The 18,179-nt window shown below is 56.6% G+C and carries 13 protein-coding genes and 2 rRNA genes (1 of these 15 cut by a window edge); 12 read left to right on the top strand and 3 right to left on the bottom strand.

The window, feature by feature from the left end; translation table 11 throughout:
* Together ACFIO0_RS09855 and rrf are read left to right on the top strand one after the other, a co-directional pair.
* A 23S ribosomal RNA gene (locus ACFIO0_RS09855) occupies positions 1–1,655 on the top strand; it begins 1,179 nt to the left of the window's first position.
* A gap of 153 nt (positions 1,656–1,808) precedes the next feature.
* Positions 1,809–1,923, top strand: a 5S ribosomal RNA gene (rrf, locus tag ACFIO0_RS09850).
* Positions 1,924–2,054: 131 nt separating this feature from the next.
* Here the strand turns inward: rrf and ACFIO0_RS09845 are convergent.
* Both ACFIO0_RS09845 and katG read right to left on the bottom strand, forming a co-directional pair.
* A complete protein-coding gene (locus ACFIO0_RS09845; protein WP_390915167.1) occupies positions 2,055–2,603 on the bottom strand; it encodes a redoxin domain-containing protein in 549 nt (182 codons plus the stop codon).
* 132 nt (positions 2,604–2,735) lie between these two features.
* Positions 2,736–4,943, bottom strand: coding sequence for a catalase/peroxidase HPI (katG, locus tag ACFIO0_RS09840; RefSeq protein WP_390915166.1), 2,208 nt, complete (start codon positions 4,941–4,943; stop codon positions 2,736–2,738).
* A 229-nt stretch (positions 4,944–5,172) separates the two neighbouring features.
* On the opposite strand from katG, the gene ACFIO0_RS09835 reads away from it, so the two are divergent.
* From ACFIO0_RS09835 to ACFIO0_RS09810, 6 genes are all read left to right on the top strand, one after another.
* Positions 5,173–6,087: a LysR substrate-binding domain-containing protein gene (locus ACFIO0_RS09835; protein WP_390915165.1), complete on the top strand. Its 915-nt coding sequence runs from the start codon at positions 5,173–5,175 to the stop codon at positions 6,085–6,087.
* Between the two features lie 17 nt (positions 6,088–6,104).
* Positions 6,105–6,965, top strand: a complete 861-nt coding sequence (locus ACFIO0_RS09830) for a LysR substrate-binding domain-containing protein (protein WP_390915164.1) — start codon at positions 6,105–6,107, stop codon at positions 6,963–6,965.
* 84 nt (positions 6,966–7,049) lie between these two features.
* On the top strand, positions 7,050–8,501 hold the full coding sequence (locus tag ACFIO0_RS09825) for an aldehyde dehydrogenase family protein (protein ID WP_390915163.1): 1,452 nt from the start codon (positions 7,050–7,052) through the stop codon (positions 8,499–8,501).
* The gene (locus ACFIO0_RS09820) at positions 8,501–9,475 is read left to right on the top strand and encodes a membrane dipeptidase (RefSeq protein WP_390915162.1); all 975 of its coding nucleotides are present in this window, start codon (positions 8,501–8,503) and stop codon (positions 9,473–9,475) included. Before ACFIO0_RS09825 ends, ACFIO0_RS09820 begins: the two co-directional genes overlap by 1 nt.
* Positions 9,472–11,121 carry a hypothetical protein gene (locus tag ACFIO0_RS09815; protein ID WP_390915161.1) on the top strand — a complete coding sequence of 550 codons (1,650 nt, stop codon included), beginning with the start codon at positions 9,472–9,474 and terminating at the stop codon, positions 11,119–11,121. The genes ACFIO0_RS09820 and ACFIO0_RS09815 overlap by 4 nt, the downstream gene beginning before the upstream one ends.
* Positions 11,121–11,591: a DUF3726 domain-containing protein gene (locus ACFIO0_RS09810; protein WP_390915160.1), complete on the top strand. Its 471-nt coding sequence runs from the start codon at positions 11,121–11,123 to the stop codon at positions 11,589–11,591. The genes ACFIO0_RS09815 and ACFIO0_RS09810 overlap by 1 nt, the downstream gene beginning before the upstream one ends.
* Here the strand turns inward: ACFIO0_RS09810 and truA are convergent, their stop codons facing one another.
* Positions 11,592–12,359, bottom strand: a complete 768-nt coding sequence (gene truA / locus ACFIO0_RS09805; protein WP_390915159.1) for a tRNA pseudouridine(38-40) synthase TruA — start codon at positions 12,357–12,359, stop codon at positions 11,592–11,594. It lies immediately after the preceding gene.
* 86 nt (positions 12,360–12,445) lie between these two features.
* Here truA and ACFIO0_RS09800 point away from each other — a divergent pair, with 86 nt between their 5' ends.
* The 4 genes from ACFIO0_RS09800 to ACFIO0_RS09785 all read left to right on the top strand — a co-directional run bounded on the left by ACFIO0_RS09800 (position 12,446) and on the right by ACFIO0_RS09785 (position 18,124).
* Entirely contained in the window at positions 12,446–13,861 is a 1,416-nt protein-coding gene (locus ACFIO0_RS09800; protein ID WP_390915158.1) for a YcjX family protein, read from the top strand.
* Positions 13,861–14,301, top strand: coding sequence for a GNAT family N-acetyltransferase (locus ACFIO0_RS09795; RefSeq protein ID WP_390915157.1), 441 nt, complete (start codon positions 13,861–13,863; stop codon positions 14,299–14,301). Before ACFIO0_RS09800 ends, ACFIO0_RS09795 begins: the two co-directional genes overlap by 1 nt.
* Positions 14,301–15,323, top strand: coding sequence for a TIGR01620 family protein (locus ACFIO0_RS09790; RefSeq protein ID WP_390915156.1), 1,023 nt, complete (start codon positions 14,301–14,303; stop codon positions 15,321–15,323). The genes ACFIO0_RS09795 and ACFIO0_RS09790 overlap by 1 nt, the downstream gene beginning before the upstream one ends.
* Positions 15,324–15,403: 80 nt before the next feature.
* The gene (locus ACFIO0_RS09785) at positions 15,404–18,124 is read left to right on the top strand and encodes a DUF2339 domain-containing protein (protein WP_390915155.1); all 2,721 of its coding nucleotides are present in this window, start codon (positions 15,404–15,406) and stop codon (positions 18,122–18,124) included.
* Positions 18,125–18,179 lie beyond the last annotated feature (55 nt).

Raw genomic sequence — 18,179 nt, 5'->3', positions numbered from 1 at the left:
GCCGAAGCTTAGGATGTAATTTATTACATGGTAGCAGAGCGTAGTGTGACATAGTTCCACGTGTTTTTGATCCCTCTCGGGGGTGATTGAACACATGGAGCTTTCTGTGAAGCCGGCGCGTGAGCGATCCGGTGGAGAGATCACTAGTGAGAATGATGACATGAGTAGCGACAAAGAGTGTGAGAGACACTCTCGCCGAAAGTCCAAGGGTTCCTGCTTAAAGCTAATCTGAGCAGGGTAAGCCGACCCCTAAGGCGAGGCCGAAAGGCGTAGTCGATGGGAACCAGGTTAATATTCCTGGGCCAGATGGAAGTGACGGATCTCGAGGGTAGTTCATCCTTATCGGATTGAATGGGCTGCTTAGAGGTTCCTGGAAATAGCTCCATCGCTAGATCGTACCCTAAACCGACACAGGTGGACTGGTAGAGAATACCAAGGCGCTTGAGAGAACTATGTTGAAGGAACTCGGCAAAATACCTCCGTAAGTTCGCGAGAAGGAGGCCCGGTTCTTAGGCAACTAGGAGCTGGGGGCACAAACCAGGGGGTGGCGACTGTTTATTAAAAACACAGGGCTCTGCGAAGTCGTAAGACGACGTATAGGGTCTGACGCCTGCCCGGTGCCTGAAGGTTAAAAGGAGGGGTGAGAGCTCTGAATTGAAGCCCAGGTAAACGGCGGCCGTAACTATAACGGTCCTAAGGTAGCGAAATTCCTTGTCGGGTAAGTTCCGACCTGCACGAATGGCGTAACGACTTCCCCGCTGTCTCCAACATAGACTCAGCGAAATTGAATTACCTGTCAAGATGCAGGTTTCCCGCGGTTAGACGGAAAGACCCCGTGCACCTTTACTACAGCTTCACACTGGCAATAGGCTAGCGATGTGCAGGATAGGTGGTGGGCTTTGAAGCTGGAACGCTAGTTCCAGTGGAGCCTCCCTTGAGATACCACCCTTCGCTCGCTTGTTGTCTAACCGCGGTCCGTTATCCGGATCCGGGACCCTGTGTGGCGGGTAGTTTGACTGGGGCGGTCGCCTCCTAAAGCGTAACGGAGGCGCGCGAAGGTTGGCTCAGAGCGGTCGGAAATCGCTCGTTGAGTGCAATGGCAGAAGCCAGCCTGACTGCGAGACTGACAAGTCGAGCAGAGACGAAAGTCGGCCATAGTGATCCGGTGGTCCCAAGTGGGAGGGCCATCGCTCAACGGATAAAAGGTACGCCGGGGATAACAGGCTGATACTGCCCAAGAGTCCATATCGACGGCAGTGTTTGGCACCTCGATGTCGGCTCATCTCATCCTGGGGCTGGAGCAGGTCCCAAGGGTACGGCTGTTCGCCGTTTAAAGAGGTACGTGAGCTGGGTTTAGAACGTCGTGAGACAGTTCGGTCCCTATCTTCCGTGGGTGTAGGATACTTGAGAGGAGTTGCCCCTAGTACGAGAGGACCGGGGTGAACGATCCACTGGTGGACCTGTTGTTGCGCCAGCAGCAGTGCAGGGTAGCTATGATCGGACAGGATAACCGCTGAAGGCATCTAAGCGGGAAGCCCCCCTCAAAACAAGGTATCCCTGAGAGCCGAGGTAGACCACCTCGTCGATAGGCCAGAGATGTAAGTGCAGTAATGCATTCAGTTGACTGGTACTAATGGCTCGATAGGCTTGATTTGATCCAGTAAAAGCAAGATTTAGCTCTACAGCAGCGCTCAAGTAGCAAAGCCGTAGCGCATAAAACAAGCGATGAACAATAAATCAAAAGCATACACAGCACAGTTATTGTGCCATCTTGGACAACACGATATTTTAGCTAAGCCTTTTCTTGGTTTGGTGATCATAGCGCAAGTGAAACACCCGGTCCCATCCCGAACCCGGCAGTTAAGCACTGTAGCGCCGATGGTACTGCGTCTTAAGGCGTGGGAGAGTAGGTCATCGCCAGACCTAGTAAAGACTTAGCTAAATCGTATCTCTCAAACGATACCCAATACCAATAACCGCCCAGCAGTAATGCTCGGGCGGATTTTGCGTTCAGCGATACCGGTTCAGGACAAGGGAGAGGCCGAAAACCTCAATCAACGCCACTTGATAGAGCACCCCATTGATGGGGTCTGCTCGCGAGGGCCTTTACCTGTATTTGCGATCATGCGCATCGCATTGACCAACTCGCGGGTGCGGCCGTCTTCTGAGTGACCCATGCGGACATCGTCCAATCGACCGCGATACTGCAAGGCGCCTTCACTGTTGAACCCAAAAAAATCGGGCGTGCAGACCGCACCATAGGCCTTGCCGACGCTCTGATCTTCATCCACGAGATAAGGAAAGGCAAACCCATGTGCACGGGCAAAACGTGTCATGTTTTCGGGGCTGTCGGCCGCGTAGTCACGATAGTCGTTTGACATAAGGCTCAGAACGTTGATGCCGTCTTCTTGTAATGCCTGAGTGTCTTTGGCAAACCGCGTGGCAATTGTTTTTACGTAAGGGCAGTGGTTGCAGATAAATGCGATCAACAATCCCTTGTCCCCTAGATGTTCACGCATTTCGAAGGAAACACCATTCGGGTCTTTCAGTTTGAAATCAGGGGCTTGCCAGCCGAAGTCGCAGATGGGCGTGTCTCGTAACATAACGTGCTCCGCAGTTATCAGGTGTCATTAATCTGCATGGCCACGCTGCGAAACACAATCGCCGCTAGAACGTAAAACGGCGCTTTGACCTTTATCAAAGCGCCGCCTTTCCTATCTAATTACAGGGCCATGTCAGGCCAGATCAAAACGATCCAATTCCATAACTTTGGTCCATGCTTTGACAAACCCGTTCACAAACGCAGCGTCTGCGTCTGCACTTGCGTAGACTTCGGCGATGGCGCGCAATTGTGAGTGGGATCCAAAGACCAAATCGACGCGTGAGCCTGTCCATTTGGCCGCCCCGCTGGCGCGATCTGTACCCTCAAACGTGGCTTTGTCGTCCGTCGCGGTCCAAACCGTGCCCATATCCAGCAAATTAACGAAGAAATCGTTGCTGAGGGTGCCAACACGGTCCGTAAATACCCCACGTGTGTCGCCGTCTTGGTTTGCGCCCAAAACGCGCAGGCCACCAATCAATAGCGTCATTTCTGGTGCTGTCAGGGTCAACAATTGCGCGCGATCGACCAACAATTCTTCGGCTGAGATGGTAAAGTCTTTCTGCATGTAGTTGCGGAAACCATCTGCTTGCGGCTCTAGCATTGCGAATGAATCGACTTCGGTTTGCTCTTGGGTCGCATCACCGCGCCCCGGAGTGAACGGCACGGTTACGTCATGCCCACCTGCTTTTGCCGCAGCTTCAACCGCTGCAGAACCGGCTAGAACGATCAGATCAGCCATCGAGATGTGCTTGGAGCCGGAATTGAAATCGGCTTGGATACCTTCCAAAGCGGTCAAAACCTTGGCCAATTGTGCTGGCTGGTTTACGTCCCAATCCTTTTGCGGGGTCAACCGCAAGTGCGCGCCATTGGCCCCACCACGTTTGTCTGATCCACGGAACGTCGCGGCAGACGCCCACGCGGTCCCAACCAATTCAGAGGTTGTCAGGCCAGATGCGAGGATCGTCGATTTCAACGCAGCCACATCGCCGTCCGTCACCAAATCATGGGTCGGGGCAGGGATCGGGTCTTGCCAGATCAGAACTTCGCTAGGCACTTCATCACCCAGGTACAGGTCAATCGGGCCCATATCGCGGTGCGTCAGCTTGAACCAAGCGCGGGCAAATGCGTCGGCGAATTCTGCTGGATTTTCGTGGAACCGGCGCGAGATTTTTTCGTACGCGGGGTCCATACGCATGGCCATGTCGGCTGTGGTCATCATCAGTTTGACCGGTGCGTCTGATCCGTCGACCTGAGGGGCGTGATCGTCGCCCTTTAGGTCAACGGCTTCCCAGATGTTTGCGCCGGATGGTGATTTTGTCAGCTGCCAATCATAGCCAAACAGCACGTCGAAATAGCCGTTATCCCATTTGATCGGGTTGGCTGTCCACGGGCCTTCGATGCCGGATGTGGTTGTGTGCACGCCCTTGCCGGATTCGAATTCGTTATGCCAACCAAGGCCTTGCGCCTCGATGGCTGCCCCTTCGGGTTCAGGCCCTACCAAGGTCGGGTCGCCTGCGCCGTGGGCTTTGCCGAACGTGTGACCGCCCGCAACCAATGCGACGGTTTCTTCGTCGTTCATTGCCATGCGCGCGAATGTATCGCGGATGTCAAAGCCCGATGCGATTGGATCAGGGTTGCCATCTGGCCCTTCTGGGTTGACGTAGATCAGGCCCATTTGCACAGCAGCAAGCGGGTTTTCCATGTCGCGTTCGCCCGAATAGCGGCTGTTTGGGTTGTCGGTTTCTGCCAACCATTCGGTTTCGGAACCCCAGTAGATGTCTTCTTCTGGTTCCCAGACATCAGCGCGACCGCCGCCAAATCCGAAGGTTTCAAAACCCATGGATTCCAGCGCAACATTGCCCGTCAGGATCATCAAGTCTGCCCAAGACAGCGCCTGGCCGTATTTCTGTTTGATGGGCCACAACAAACGACGCGCCTTGTCTAAGTTGCCGTTGTCTGGCCAGCTGTTCAGCGGGGCAAAGCGTTGTTGACCTGCACCTGCACCACCACGGCCATCTGCCGTGCGATATGTGCCGGCAGAGTGCCACGCCATACGAATAAAGAATGGACCGTAGTGTCCGTAATCAGCTGGCCACCAATCTTGGCTGTCGGTCATCAACGCTGTCAGGTCCGCTTTGACCGCAGCAAGATCGAGCGATTTAAACGCTTCTGCGTAGTCAAAATCGCCGCCCATTGGATCGGATTTTGCCGAATGTTGGTGCAACATTTTGACGTTCAGCTGGTTTGGCCACCAATCGCTGTTGGCTGTGCCGCGCAGTTTGGCCATCGTGCCGCCGCCGTGCATCACTGGGCACGTGCCGCCTGTATCATTTCCGTCCATTGCTGTCTCCGATCATGGGTTGGTCTTTGGCCTCGCGCAGGGCTGGGGCCATGAATCATTGTGGCAATCTTAGTGCTGAACGCCCGTGCGCCACCAGTCCTAGACACGCCATTTCGCGCATTTTTAAAAGGTGACACTTAGGTGAGCCGCAGATTCCCTGATGTTGGTTTACTAAATCAAAGCCATATGGTTAAGTTGGATTTTCCTATAGTTGCGATAGGTTTTAATTATGTCAAACTTCACTCTAAAACAGCTGCGTTATTTTGAGGCCGTCGCCCGTCACGCGCATTTCGGGCGCGCCGCCGAGGCCTGTTCGATTTCGCAACCGGCGATTTCTGTGCAAATCAAAGAGTTAGAGGCAAATCTAGGCACCCCATTGTTTGAACGCGCAGCCCGTGCAGTGCGACTGACAGCTTTTGGATCAGAGTTTGGTGTACGTGTGCGCGAAATTCTAAGGGCTGTGGACGAGCTCGAGGATTTTTCCAAAACGGCAAAAAATGGCCTGATTGGGCGTTTGCGTTTGGGTGTGATTCCGACAATTGCGCCCTACCTTTTACCGAACATTATCTCGCATCTTGGTCGCACCCATGACGGGCTGGAGCTGCATGTGCGCGAAACCATGACCCATAAATTGATCCAGGAATTGGCTGACGGCTTGATTGATGCCGCAATCGTCGCCTTACCGATCTCGGAACCAACGCTGACAGAAGTCCCGCTGTTTGACGAAGATTTTGTGCTGATCCGTTCACACGCGCAGGCGAATGAACCGGTGCCAGATGCAGAAGGTCTCAAGAAAATGCGACTTTTGTTGCTAGAAGAGGGGCATTGTTTTCGCGATCAAGCCTTGTCGTTTTGCAACATCCGCACAGCATTACCGCGCGAAGGATTGGACGGTAGTTCATTGTCGACCTTGGTGCAATTGGTCGGCTCTGGCATCGGCGTCACGCTGATCCCTGACATGGCAGTGGCGGTCGAAACCCGGTCAGCACCTGTCTGCGTCGCACGGTTCGCGCAGCCCATACCGTCGCGTACGGTTGGCATGATCTGGCGCAAGAAAAGCCCGCTGGCCGAACAGTTGTTGCAGATTTCAGACGTTGTGGCGTTGGCTGCAAAATTCAGGCAAGCTGACGTTAACGCGACCTAGTTTCAGGAACGTTTCAAGTGGCCATCAAAATCGAAATGCTACGCTGTTTTCATTCCGTCGTTGATCACGGCAATTTGGCGCAAGCTGCCGAGGCGTTGGGGCGCACACCCTCTGCCGTGTCGATGATGCTCAAACAGTTCGAGGATCACATCGGCGCTCCGCTGTTTGAAAAGGGGCGTAAGGCGCGGCTGACAGCCCTTGGCCAAATGATCCACGCCGAGGCGCGGCGCGAATTGGTACATTTTGATAAATCCGTCACGATGATCGACGCTTTGGCGACATCGCAGGCTGGCTTGGTGCGATTGGCCGTGACCCCGTCCGCCGCAAACACCGTTTTGCCGGCCGTGATCAGCCGTTTTGCAAGCAATCATCCCGGTGTGCGCATCGATTTGCGTGACATGGATTCAACAGCCGTGTTGCACGCAATGCAATCGGATCAGGCCGACATTGGTATCGCGACGTTGCCGGACACAGCGGGGTTGCAACGCTGGCCGCTATTTGCGGATCATTTTGGCGTCGTGTGTCGGGCCGATCACCCGCTTGCCAATGATTGGAACAACCTGACCTGGGCTGACGTCGTCGCGCACCGGTTTATCGCCAACGGGCTGTGTCACATGATCAAAGACGCGCAATTCGCGCCGATCTTGGCCGCATCCTTGATGACGGTGCCGACGACTGTGTCGTTGTTGGCGCTGGTGAATGCGGGCGTTGGCGTGACGTTACTGCCCGAACGCGCGCTGCCGCCAACCTACCGCGACTTGGTGTTCTTACCGCTCAAAGACAGCACGGCGCAGCGGCAGGTGGACGTGGTGACGCAACCTTTGCCGCAACTGTCGCCCGCGGTCCAAGCATTCGCAAAGCTACTTCAGGATTTCTGAAATTCACTTCAGTTTATTTCGATTGATTGAAGTTCGAGAATCCCGCAAAATGGGCACAATCAGTGTAAAATAAAGGCGCATAGCGTGACAAAATCCTATCAGAACTACATCGGCGGCACTTGGGTGTCTGGCACCTCAGAGATCGAAAATCGCAACCCGTCGGATGTGTCTGATCTGATTGGCCTTTATGCCCAAGCCAGCGCGAATCAGCTGGATCAAGCGCTAGACCAAGCGCGTGTTGCGCAGGCCGAATGGGCCGCGACGGGGATCGAGAAAAAATACACAGTGTTGATGGCGATTGGCACAGAAATGATGGCGCGCGCCGAAGAACTGGGCACGTTGCTGGCCCGCGAAGAGGGAAAACCGCTGGCCGAAGGCAAAGGCGAAGTGTACCGCGCTGGCCAGTTTTTTACCTACTACGCGGCTGAAACTCTGCGCCAGATGGGCGACACCGCCGATTCAACCCGCCCCGGCATCGAAATCGATGTGCGCCGCGAAGCGTTGGGCGTTGTCGCAATCATCTCGCCTTGGAATTTCCCAACGGCAACAGCATCCTGGAAGATCGCGCCAGCGCTGTGCTATGGCAACGCGGTTGTATGGAAACCGGCAAATGCGACACCTGCATCGGCTGTGGCCCTCACCGAAATCATCGCAAAACAAGACATTCCTGCCGGTCTGTTCAACCTCGTGATGGGCGCGGGCTCTGAAATCGGTCAAGCGTTGGTCGAAAGCCCAAAGATTGACGGTATTTCGTTCACAGGTTCCGTTCCCGTGGGCAAAGGCATCGCGCGCGCCGCGATCGAAAATCTGACCAAAATCCAGATGGAAATGGGCAGCAAAAACGCGTTGGCCGTGATGGATGACGCCGACATCGATTTGGCGGTTGCCATGGCTGCGGGCGGCGCGTTTGGCGGCACGGGTCAGAAATGCACGGCGTCGTCGCGCTTGGTTGTGCACGCCAGCATCCACGATGAATTTGTTGAAAAACTGATCAAGGCGACCCAAGCGATGAAGGTCGGGCACGCGCTGGACGCAGGCACGCAAATGGGCCCGGCTGTGTCCGCGCAGCAGTTGAAAGAGAACCTCGCCTACGTCGATCTGGGCAAATCCGAAGGGGCTGAACTGGTCTGCGGTGGTGCCCGTCTCGAGATGCCAACCGAAGGGTTTTACATGTCGCCGGGCGTGTTCGTCGGTGCGACCAACCAGATGCAAATCAACCGTGAAGAAATGTTCGCGCCACTGGCCGCCGTCATCAAAGTTGACAGCTACGCCGAAGCACTCGGCACCGTGAACGACACAAATTTTGGCCTGACGGCAGGCATCATCACATCTAATTTGGCCCGGGCCACGCACTTTCGCCGCAACGCGCGCGCAGGCTGCGTGATGGTGAACTTGGCTACTGCGGGCACGGACTATCACGTGCCCTTTGGCGGGCGTGGCGACAGTTCGTATGGCTCTCGCGAGCAGGGATCCTACGCCGCCGAATTCTACACCTCGGTTAAAACCGCCTACATCTCAAGCGGGGCGCCAGATTGATGTTAATCGACAACCTGCAATACGCGCAATTCTCGCCCAAAATCTTTGAACAGATGCGGGCGGGGGGCGTGGATGCGGTGCATGTGACCATTGCCTATCACGAGAGCTTTCGTGAGATGATTTTGAACCTCGAACAGTGGAATCGTTGGTTCGAGGCGCATCCTGATCTGATCATGAAAGGGACCACAGCGGCCGATGTGCAGGTTGCCCATGACACAGGGCGTACGGCGATTTTCTTTGGATTCCAAAACCCTAGCCCGATTGAGGACGACATCGGCTTGATCGAGATTTGCCACCAGTTGGGCATCCGTTTCATGCAGTTGACGTACAACAACCAATCGCTGCTTGCGACGGGCTGTTACGAGGATTACGACGCCGGCCTGACCCGAATGGGCAAACAGGTCGTACAGGAAATGAACCGCGTTGGCATGGTTATCGACATGTCGCATTCGGGTGATCGATCCACGCTAGAAGCGATTGAGCATTCGTCGCGCCCGATCGCCATCACCCATGCAAATCCTGCGTGGTGGCACCCTGCCTTGCGCAACAAATCGGACGAGGTGATCACCGCCTTGACCGCGCGTGGGGGCATGTTGGGGTTCTCGATCTACCCGCACCATTTGGCGGGTGGGCCTGAGTGTACGTTAGACAGTTTTTGCCAGATGATCGCGGAGGCCGCCAACCGTTACGGTGCACAAAACCTCGGGATCGGCACAGACCTGTGCCAAGATCAACCCGACAGCATTGTTGAGTGGATGCGCGTCGGGCGATGGTCAAAAATGATCGACTACGGTGAAGGGTCCGCCAGCAATGCAGGCTTTCCACCGATGCCAAGCTGGTTCGAAGACAACCGACATTTTGGAAATATTGCCAAAGGGTTAGCAGCGACAGGCATGTCCAAATCAGAGATCGATGGCATCATGGGTGACAACTGGTTGCGCTTTTATGACACCAGTTTCGGACCTGCCGCATGAAAGATTTTGTCGCCCCTGACCAAGTGCCATTGCGCCCGCCCTCACAGGTGATGCGACTGTCGCGGATGGGGGCAATGTTTCCGACGCGACTGTCGTTTTTGCGCAGTTTGATCCGCCGTATGGCTGCGGAAAATGTGACCGTCACCCGCCCGGTTTGGGACATGTGCAAAAACGGATTTGGGCGGGCCGTTTATAGCCTGAACCTGGGCGGTCACACCTATTCTTTGGTCGCGGTTTCTAACGATTTGCCGCCAGAAAAACGCACGGATCGCGTGATCGCAGAGGCATGGGACAGCGCCTATGTCCTGTATGACGGCGTGCCGGACACCGCCGAACTGAACCGGATTTCAGCCAATGCACCGCTGCAAGAAGCCGGGCGTTTTACCGAACGTGATCTGGTTCTGAGCCGGGCAAATAAGTCGGTGCGGCTGTTTCAGCATGTGACCGATGCGCTGCGAAACGGCGAGCAGCCAGATGACGATATGATCCGCTCTGTCGGCTACCTGATGCGCACGACAGCGGTCTATGGCAACGGCAAATTCGGGATCGCAGATCGTGGCTTGATCGAAGATCGCCCCGGGCTGACAGGGCCGTTTGCCGCTGAAATGCTGACCGTCTGGATGATCCGAAATTTCACCCATGATTTGGCCGAACACGTGGGGCAGGGCACCCTTGATCGGCGTTTCAAACGGCACTTGGGTATCGGCAATTCGACAGGCTTGGGGATGGCTCCGTTTTTGGTGACGCACCCCGTTTTGTTGAACAACTGGATGCTGGCGCGCGAAACAGGATTGGCGCGTGTTCGTGCGATTTCGCGGCTAGATGACGCGCAGCAAAACCGACTGCGCGCACTTGCAATCCGTGCAACGCGGCATTTGGATCAATGGCAGGTTCCTGACCCAAAACACCAGGCGCGGATCGAACGGTTGCGTGTCGATTGGGGACACGCCTGTGACGCGCTAAACGCTTTAGATGATCAGAAGCCACTTGACCGTGTTATGCGGGACGCTGATAAATTTTCTGATGATGTTCAAGAGCTTATGGGCGCACTAATCATGGAACCCTTTGCCGATTTGATCGATGGGCTGACCGAATGCATGGCCGATCCAATTGGTCCGGTCGCCGACTATTGTGCAGATACAGACAGGGTGAAAACCGCGATTGATCAGCATTTCTCATGGGCGTTGACCCTTGATTATGAGGATAAATCGCAGTGCCAACAGTTCTGGTACGTCAGCGAAGCCAAGCTGGAACCACGCCTTGGGGATCGCTTTGATGAACCGGGTGCGCACCGTGAAAGCCCGCTTGATATCGCGCGCCGGATTGCCGCGTTGCATGCGGATTTACCCGACGCGGCGCAACCGTTAGCCGCATTCCTCACTACTCATCCGCAGCATGGGTTGGCGTTGGAGCGGGTGCAGTTGGCCGCCCGCTATCCATATGGCGAAATTCAGGACAATATGATCGCTGCTGATTGCTTGCCCATCGACATGTTGCGATGCAAATTATCGTTTTTCGGGGCGTCAAAATTTGATCCTAAATCGGATTTGTGGACGCGAATTACTCTGTGCCAGGGCGCGCCATTACGTGACGAATTAGACGCACATGCCGATGATTGGTGGTTGCCAATCTACGAGGCCCCGTGATGCAGTTTTCTGTCAACGAAATTGAAGCACTGCTGAGCAAAGCGGCCCGAGGCGGCGGCGCACCTGCAGGGCAAGCAAGCGCATTCGGAAAAGCGGGTGCCTTGCACATCGCGCGCGGCTTTGATGCGGCGGATGTGCAGGGCGCATTGGATGCGCTACCAGGCGGGCCAATCCTGTCTTTTCCAGTGCAATTGACGGCGTGTTTGTCCCAAGGGGGCGGCGCGGTTGAATGCCCAAAACAGGATCTTTTGCGCAGCTATGCCAATGGCTTGCCCTACGCAGTTGATGAAACCGAGGCCGGATTCACAATCGACACAACCCGATTTGAAAAGGTCAAACTACCTGCGCGAATTACAGTGACCTCAAAAATGATCGACGGCTGGCGGGCCTTGGCGGCCCTGACCTATGTGCCCGAAACGGAACAATCGCGCGTCGGTGGCGCGGGCGCAGGTTTGACCGACAACGACTAGTTAGGCGAACGGATCATCTGCGTATTCGACACCGGCCAGATACAAACCATTGGGCGGGCTGACGGGTCCGCAAGCGGCGCGATCACGTGCGGCAAGGGCTGTGGCGACACGATCGGGTGACCATTTCCCAAGGCCGACGCGCTCAAGCGTGCCGACAAAACTGCGGACCTGATTGTGCAAGAAAGACCGGGCGCGCACGTGGAAATGCACTTCGGGCCCGTAGATCGTTTCGACCCACTCCATGCGCAATTCATCCAACGTCTTCAGCGGACTAGCGGATTGACAGATCGACGATCGAAAGGTGGTAAAATCGTGGTGACCAATCAAATGCTTGGCCCCTTGGCGCATTGCATCGATGTCCAATTCTTCGTTCACTTGCCAGACCAGACCGGCCATGTGCGCGCTGGGCGCACGGCGCATCAGAATGCGAAACAGGTAGCGCCGCTCAAGCGCTGAAAACCGCGCGTGCCATTCATCATCAACTTTTGCACAGGCAACAATCGACACCGGATTGGGCTTCAGGTGATAGTTAATCGCCTCGGTCAGCCGGAAGGCATCCCAGTCTTTTTCAAGATCGCAATGCGCGACTTGGGCCAAACCATGCACACCCTTGTCCGTGCGCCCTGCCGCTGCAGTTTTATGTGCGCGGGGTTCAATTTTGGCCAAGGCAGCCTCGATTGCGCCCTGCACAGACGGGCGGTCTGGTTGGCGTTGCCAGCCCGCAAACGGGCCACCATGATATTCAACTTTGAGCGCGAAACGAGGCATAACGCAGCCCTATCGCGGCTTTTCCCCTTGGGCAATCCCTACGGGCTGCCTATGTTAAGGGTCGTAAACATAGGGCGAGGGCGCGCGTGGTACTTTCTAGACTGGCTGACGGCGTGATGCGCAGTGCCGAAAACGTTTCCGACACGGTAAATGGTCTCTTTTTTGAGCCTGTGATCCGGCTGGGCGTGACCGGGTTGGCGCGCTCTGGCAAGACGGTCTTTATCACGTCTTTGGTTGCGAATTTGCTAAATTCCGGACGCATGCCACATCTGCTGGCTGCAAAAGAGGGGCGCATTGATGCGGCGTTTTTGCAACCACAACCGGACGATACCGTTCCGCGTTTCGACTACGAGGCACACCTGAGCGCGCTCAGCTCATCGACGCCGACGTGGCCCGACAGCACCCGTGCGATTAGCGAGTTGCGCGTGTCATTGCGTGTGCGCCCCAAGGGGTTGTTGGCCGGCTTGCAAGGCCCGCGCACGATCCACATTGATATCGTTGATTATCCGGGCGAATGGTTGCTGGATTTGGCGCTACTTGATCTAAGTTATGGTGAATGGTCGTCCCAAGTTTTGGACCGGATTGCGGATCGTTCGCAGGCCAAAGAGTACCTCGCACGCGTCCAAAACACCGATCCTGAGGCCAAGCTGGATGAACCTGTCGCCCAAGCCTTAGCCGCTGATTTTGCAGGGTATTTAAACGCCGCACGCGACGATGGGTTTTACGACTGCACACCGGGGCGGTTTTTGTTGCCCGGTGATTTGGCTGGTTCCCCCGTCTTGACGTTCGCGCCTTTGCCAAAGGGTGGCACTGCCCCGCGCAAATCCCTGATCCGCGAGATGGAGCGACGCTACAAGGCGTATAAATCACAAGTTGTGAAACCTTTTTTCCGTGATCATTTCTCGCGCATCGACCGTCAAGTTGTGCTGGTTGATGTGCTCGGCGCGATCCACAATGGTCCGCGCGCGGTCGAGGATATGCGCGGCGCGATGACCGAGATTTTGTCGAGCTTTCGACCAGGGCGCAACGCGTTCCTCAGCAAGTTGGTGTTGGGCAAGCGGGTCGAGAAAATCCTGTTTGCAGCAACCAAAGCAGATCATCTGCACCACGCCCAGCACCCGCAAATGACCGCGATCATGGAGGCCTTGACCCGCGATGCCCGCGACAAGGCGCGCTTTGCCGGTGCGCAGACCTCGGCCCTGTCGATTGCCGCATTGCGCGCCACGACCGAAGACACGATGACACACGATGGCGCGCCCCTGAACGTCGTGCGCGGCACGTTGCTGGACAGCGGCAAACAGGCAGCGTTTTACCCCGGTGATTTGCCAAAAGACCCCAATCATTTGTTGGGGGCGGCGCGCGACGGGGCAGAAGTCTGGCTCGATCAGGATTATCAGGTCATGCGGTTTTCCCCTGCGCGTTTGTCGCTGAACCCCGGCGATGGGCCGCCACATATTTGGATGGACCGCGCCGCGCAATTTCTGATCGGGGATCGGTTGTGATGTCGTTGCGGCCCGCCAATTCGATGGACGCTGGTGCTGTTGGCGCAATTTTGTCCGAGTTTATCGACACAACCGCGTGGATGCCGCGCGTTCACACCAGAGCCGAAGATTTAGCCCACGCCGCACGCATGATCGAACTCGGGTGGGTCACAGTCGCGCTGCAAAACGAACAGATTATCGGGTTCGCCGCACGTGACGAGTGTGAATTGAATTCGCTTTATGTCTCCCAATCGGCCCGCGATCACGGGGTTGGTACGGCGTTGTTGGAACACGCTAAAACCGGCGTAAACGCTCTGGATTTATGGACATTTCAGGCCAATTCAGGCGCGCAACGGTTTTATCAGCGCCACGGATTTAGCGAAGTGTCGCGCACCGACGGGGCCGGCAACGACGAAAAATTGCCTGACATTCAGCTCGTCTGGCACAGAAAGGATATCTGATGGCCAAGGGACCGGTTTTGATCGAACTCGACGCGGACACAGATCGTGGCGCAAAAACGGACGTGAACGTGGCCCCGCCTGTGCCGGAAATTGCCCTTGAAGGTTCTATTTTGGCGCAAGAGCAAAACAGCGCGATGCAGATTGCTGCCCGCGTTGTCGCGCGTAAACCGTCGTTTGTGGCGCGCCTGTTTTGGGCGGTGACCATTGCCTTGTTGGGGGCGGTGATATCCGTCGCTGCGTGGGATTTCGCCAACGGTTTGATCGCCCGGTTGCCCGTGTTGGGGCTGCTCGTCACCGGCTTGATGGTCGTTTTCATCGTCATGTTGCTGTTGATGGCGCTGCGTGAACTTGCCGCCCTTAGCCGGTTGTCGCGCATAGATGGGTTGCGCCATTCCGCAGCAGAGTCCCACGAAAGCAATGACTTGACTGCTGCGCGCGCCGTGACGGATCGCCTGGTTCGCCTTTACAAAGGGCGCGAAGACACCCGCTGGGGACGCGATCGATTTGCCGATCTTGCGGGGGATCAATTGGACGGCACCGGCTTGCTGTCCTTGGCTGAAACCGAAATTCTGGGCCCGATGGACAAGGCCGCCCAACGCGAGGTCGAGGCCGCAGCACGTCAGGTCGCGACAGTTACAGCGCTGGTGCCATTGGCTTTGGCGGATGTGGCCGCGGCCCTCACATCCAACTTGCGGATGATCCGGCGGATTGCCGAAATCTATGGTGGGCGATCGGGGTTGTGGGGCAGCTGGCGGCTGACCCGTGCAGTGTTGACCCACCTTGTCGCGACGGGCGCTGTGGCCGTTGGTGATGACATGCTAGAGCCGATCCTCGGTGGATCGATCCTCGGGAAATTGTCGCGCCGCTTTGGCGAGGGCGTCGTGAATGGTGCGCTGACGGCCCGCGTTGGTGTCGCCGCAATCGAAGTGTGCCGCCCGTTGCCGTTTCATGCCACTAAACCTCCGCGTTCCAGCGGCATCGTCAAACGCGCGCTTGTCGGATTGTTCCAAAACAAGACCTGAACGGTCAGGTTTTCCGCACTGTTGTGTCTGCGCGCAATTGGTTAAATTGAGCGTAACGTTCTGAGCAAAAGGGGACAGCTGTGGTTGGATTGGGTGTGTTGGCGGGCCTTTGGGTCATCGGCCTTCCGGTGGCAGTCATCTATCTTTTGGTCAGCAATTCAACGCTGAAATCCAAGCTGGCGCAGCTTGAAACCGCCGTCAAGCGTCTGGGAAAACCAGACAATGACACGGCGCAAGACACGCAAAAAACCACGGCAAAGCCTGTTCCAAAACAGACAACCAAGGCGCAAACCCTGCCGGAACCCGAGCGCACGGAATCTGTGCGCCCAGAACCTATGCGTATCGTCAAACCGGCAGAGCCAACCGTGGCCGCCACACCGCCACAGCCCCGAGAGCCAAACACGGCAGAACGCTTGTTTGCATGGTTGCAGATGAATTGGTTTTACGCGGTGTCGGCGTTGTCCTTGGCTTTGGCTGGGCTGTTTCTTGTGCAATACGGGATGGAAAACGGGTTGTTGCCGCCAACAGCGCGGGTGTTGTGTGCGCTTGCCTTCGGGGCCGCGTTGATTGGTGCGGGCGAATACATTCGCCGCAGATTTGGCGAGGCGCGTGACAGCACAACTGAATATTTGCCGTCCGTTTTTGCGGGGGCAGGCATCGTGTCGCTGTTCGGCAGCGTCCTGTCCGCCGAGATGCTGTACGGCCTGATCAGCCCCGAAGCGGCCCTTGTCGGCATGATAGCTGTGGCGCTGATCGCGTTGATTTTAGGCTGGTTTTACGGCCCACTGCTCGCTGCTGTTGGCCTGATCGGTGCGTTTGGCGCGCCGATGGTTTTGGGCGGATCGAATTCTGATCCGACGCCGTTGTTCGGCTATTTTGCCATCGTTGCGGCCGCCGGTTTGGGTATGGACACGCTGCGGCGCTGGGCGTGGGTGTCTGTGTTGGCGTTGGTTTTGGGTTTTGTGATGGGCTTTGTGCTGATGGTTTCTGGTCACAATGTGCAAGGGGCATTTGCGCTATACGTCACGGTTTTGGCGATCTTGGCGGTGACCATTCCTGCGCGTTCTGTGTGGCCGGATCACGGCGGCGCGGCTCTGGTATCGTTTGCGATAGGGCATTTCAAAGCCGAAGAACGCCCTCAGTTTCCGACGTTGTTGGCCGCAGGTACTGTGGCGGCTGCATCGCTTGGTTTGGTGTATGTGACAGCAAATGGCCAAGCCGAATTCTGGATCGCGGTGATCTGTGCAACCCTGTTGGCCAGCGCGCTGTTGTGTTGGTCCGTGCGCGCACAGGCGTTGCAAGATCAGGCAATCGCGCCGATTTTGGCGTTGATCGCAATGGTGGCATGGCATGCTCTGAACCGGGGCGACGCCTATTCGAAATTCCTGTCTTATAAATTTGCCGCGCCTGAGTCCCCGTTTCCGTGGACGGTCACGACCCTTGTGGTGCTGGGTGCTGCGGTCAGTTGCTTGGCCGCGTGGCGGGCGCAAAAACCGGGAATTTTCGGGGTAGGCTGGGCAGCGGCAGCGGCCCTGACAGCACCGGCGCTTGCGATTATCGTCGAAGTCACGTGGAAACCATCCACCGTCATCGGAGCCTATCCATGGGCGCTGCACGGCGCTGCCCTTGCCGCGATGATGGTGTTTTGGGCCGAACGGTTTGCTCGCAAGGACAGCCCCGAAAAGCGCCTGCGCATGTCGTTGTTCGTGTTGTCGGCTTTGTCGTGCATCAGTTTTGCGCTGGTGATGATCTTTAGCGCGGCGGCACTGACAGCGGCGTTGGCTGTCACGGTCGTGGTCGCAGCGGCCTTGGATCGCAAATTCAACCTGCCAGCGATGTCGTATTTTATCGCGGCGGGCGTGGTCACCATCGGCTACCGTTTGGTCGCGGACCCCGGATTGGACTGGGCGTTCGATACCGCACTGTGGGAATTGTTGTTGTCCCACGGCGGCGCAGTTGCGACCTTTGTTGCGGCGCTGTTCATCCTGCCACGCAACAACCGCATCACCGCGCGGATCATGCTGGACAGTGCGGCATGGTCGGCGGGCGGCATTTTGATCAGCATTCTTTTGTTCCGCTATCTGGATGCTGCGCTGGGCGAGCAGGGCACGCTTTCGCATTGGGCGATGGGCATTTACGCGGCGATCTGGTTGGGATTGGCGCTGGCCCAAGTGCAGCGTCTGGATATTCAAGGCCACCGTCTGATGTGGATGGTGCGCGTTGTTTTGGGGGCTGTGTTCGGGCTGATTGGCCTTGGGGCCTTGGCGCTGGGCGTCATCGTGTTCTCGCCCCTGTTATCGAGCTACTTTGGCAAGGTCGCAGGGGCACCCGTGTTCAACACACTTGCGGTTTCATTGCTGTTGCCGGCTGTGGTGCTGGCCATTGGGGTCTGGCGTTTGCAAACCCTGCCACGACTTTTGTCCTTGGCGATGAAGGGGCTGGCCGGTGGCTTAACCATCCTGTGGATATTCAGCGTGATCCGCCATTTCTGGCAGGGCGCCGGAGCGATGCCGCTGGATCGTGGCATGTCGCAGCCTGAGCTTTACAGCTACACTATCGCGCTTTTGATCGCGGGGGCGGGGCTGTTTTATCAATCACTTGCCCGCAAATCATCGGTGATGCGCAAGGCGGGTCTGGCCGTGATTGGCCTTGCCGTGGCCAAGGTGTTCCTGATCGATATTTCAGGACTTGAGGGGCTGACGCGCGTCTTCTCACTGCTGGTGTTGGGGCTGTCCTTGGCGGGCCTTGCGTGGCTAAACCGTTGGGCGCAAGTGCAAGACACCAACAAAAACGACGCGTGATTATAGGGCGGGCCACGCTGGGGCCTTGTGAGCCATAGCGGGCTTGCCTATAAGG

The organism is Pseudosulfitobacter sp. SM2401 (genome assembly GCF_042932805.1).
GTDB lineage: Bacteria > Pseudomonadota > Alphaproteobacteria > Rhodobacterales > Rhodobacteraceae > Ascidiaceihabitans.
The sequence above is the reverse complement of the archived record's forward strand: the minus strand, read 5'-3'. Positions and strand labels throughout refer to the sequence as shown.

Excerpts from the sequence above, each read along its gene's own strand:
- ACFIO0_RS09815 (WP_390915161.1), top strand. The coding sequence starts at position 9,472 with ATGAAAGATTTTGTCGCCCCTGACCAAGTGCCATTGCGCCCGCCCTCA.
- ACFIO0_RS09835 (WP_390915165.1), top strand. The coding sequence starts at position 5,173 with ATGTCAAACTTCACTCTAAAACAGCTGCGTTATTTTGAGGCCGTCGCC.
- ACFIO0_RS09790 (WP_390915156.1), top strand. The coding sequence starts at position 14,301 with ATGGCCAAGGGACCGGTTTTGATCGAACTCGACGCGGACACAGATCGT.
- ACFIO0_RS09795 (WP_390915157.1), top strand. The coding sequence starts at position 13,861 with ATGTCGTTGCGGCCCGCCAATTCGATGGACGCTGGTGCTGTTGGCGCA.
- truA (WP_390915159.1), bottom strand. The coding sequence starts at position 12,359 with ATGCCTCGTTTCGCGCTCAAAGTTGAATATCATGGTGGCCCGTTTGCG.
- ACFIO0_RS09845 (WP_390915167.1), bottom strand. The coding sequence starts at position 2,603 with ATGTTACGAGACACGCCCATCTGCGACTTCGGCTGGCAAGCCCCTGAT.
- katG (WP_390915166.1), bottom strand. The coding sequence starts at position 4,943 with ATGGACGGAAATGATACAGGCGGCACGTGCCCAGTGATGCACGGCGGC.
- ACFIO0_RS09810 (WP_390915160.1), top strand. The coding sequence starts at position 11,121 with ATGCAGTTTTCTGTCAACGAAATTGAAGCACTGCTGAGCAAAGCGGCC.
- ACFIO0_RS09820 (WP_390915162.1), top strand. The coding sequence starts at position 8,501 with ATGTTAATCGACAACCTGCAATACGCGCAATTCTCGCCCAAAATCTTT.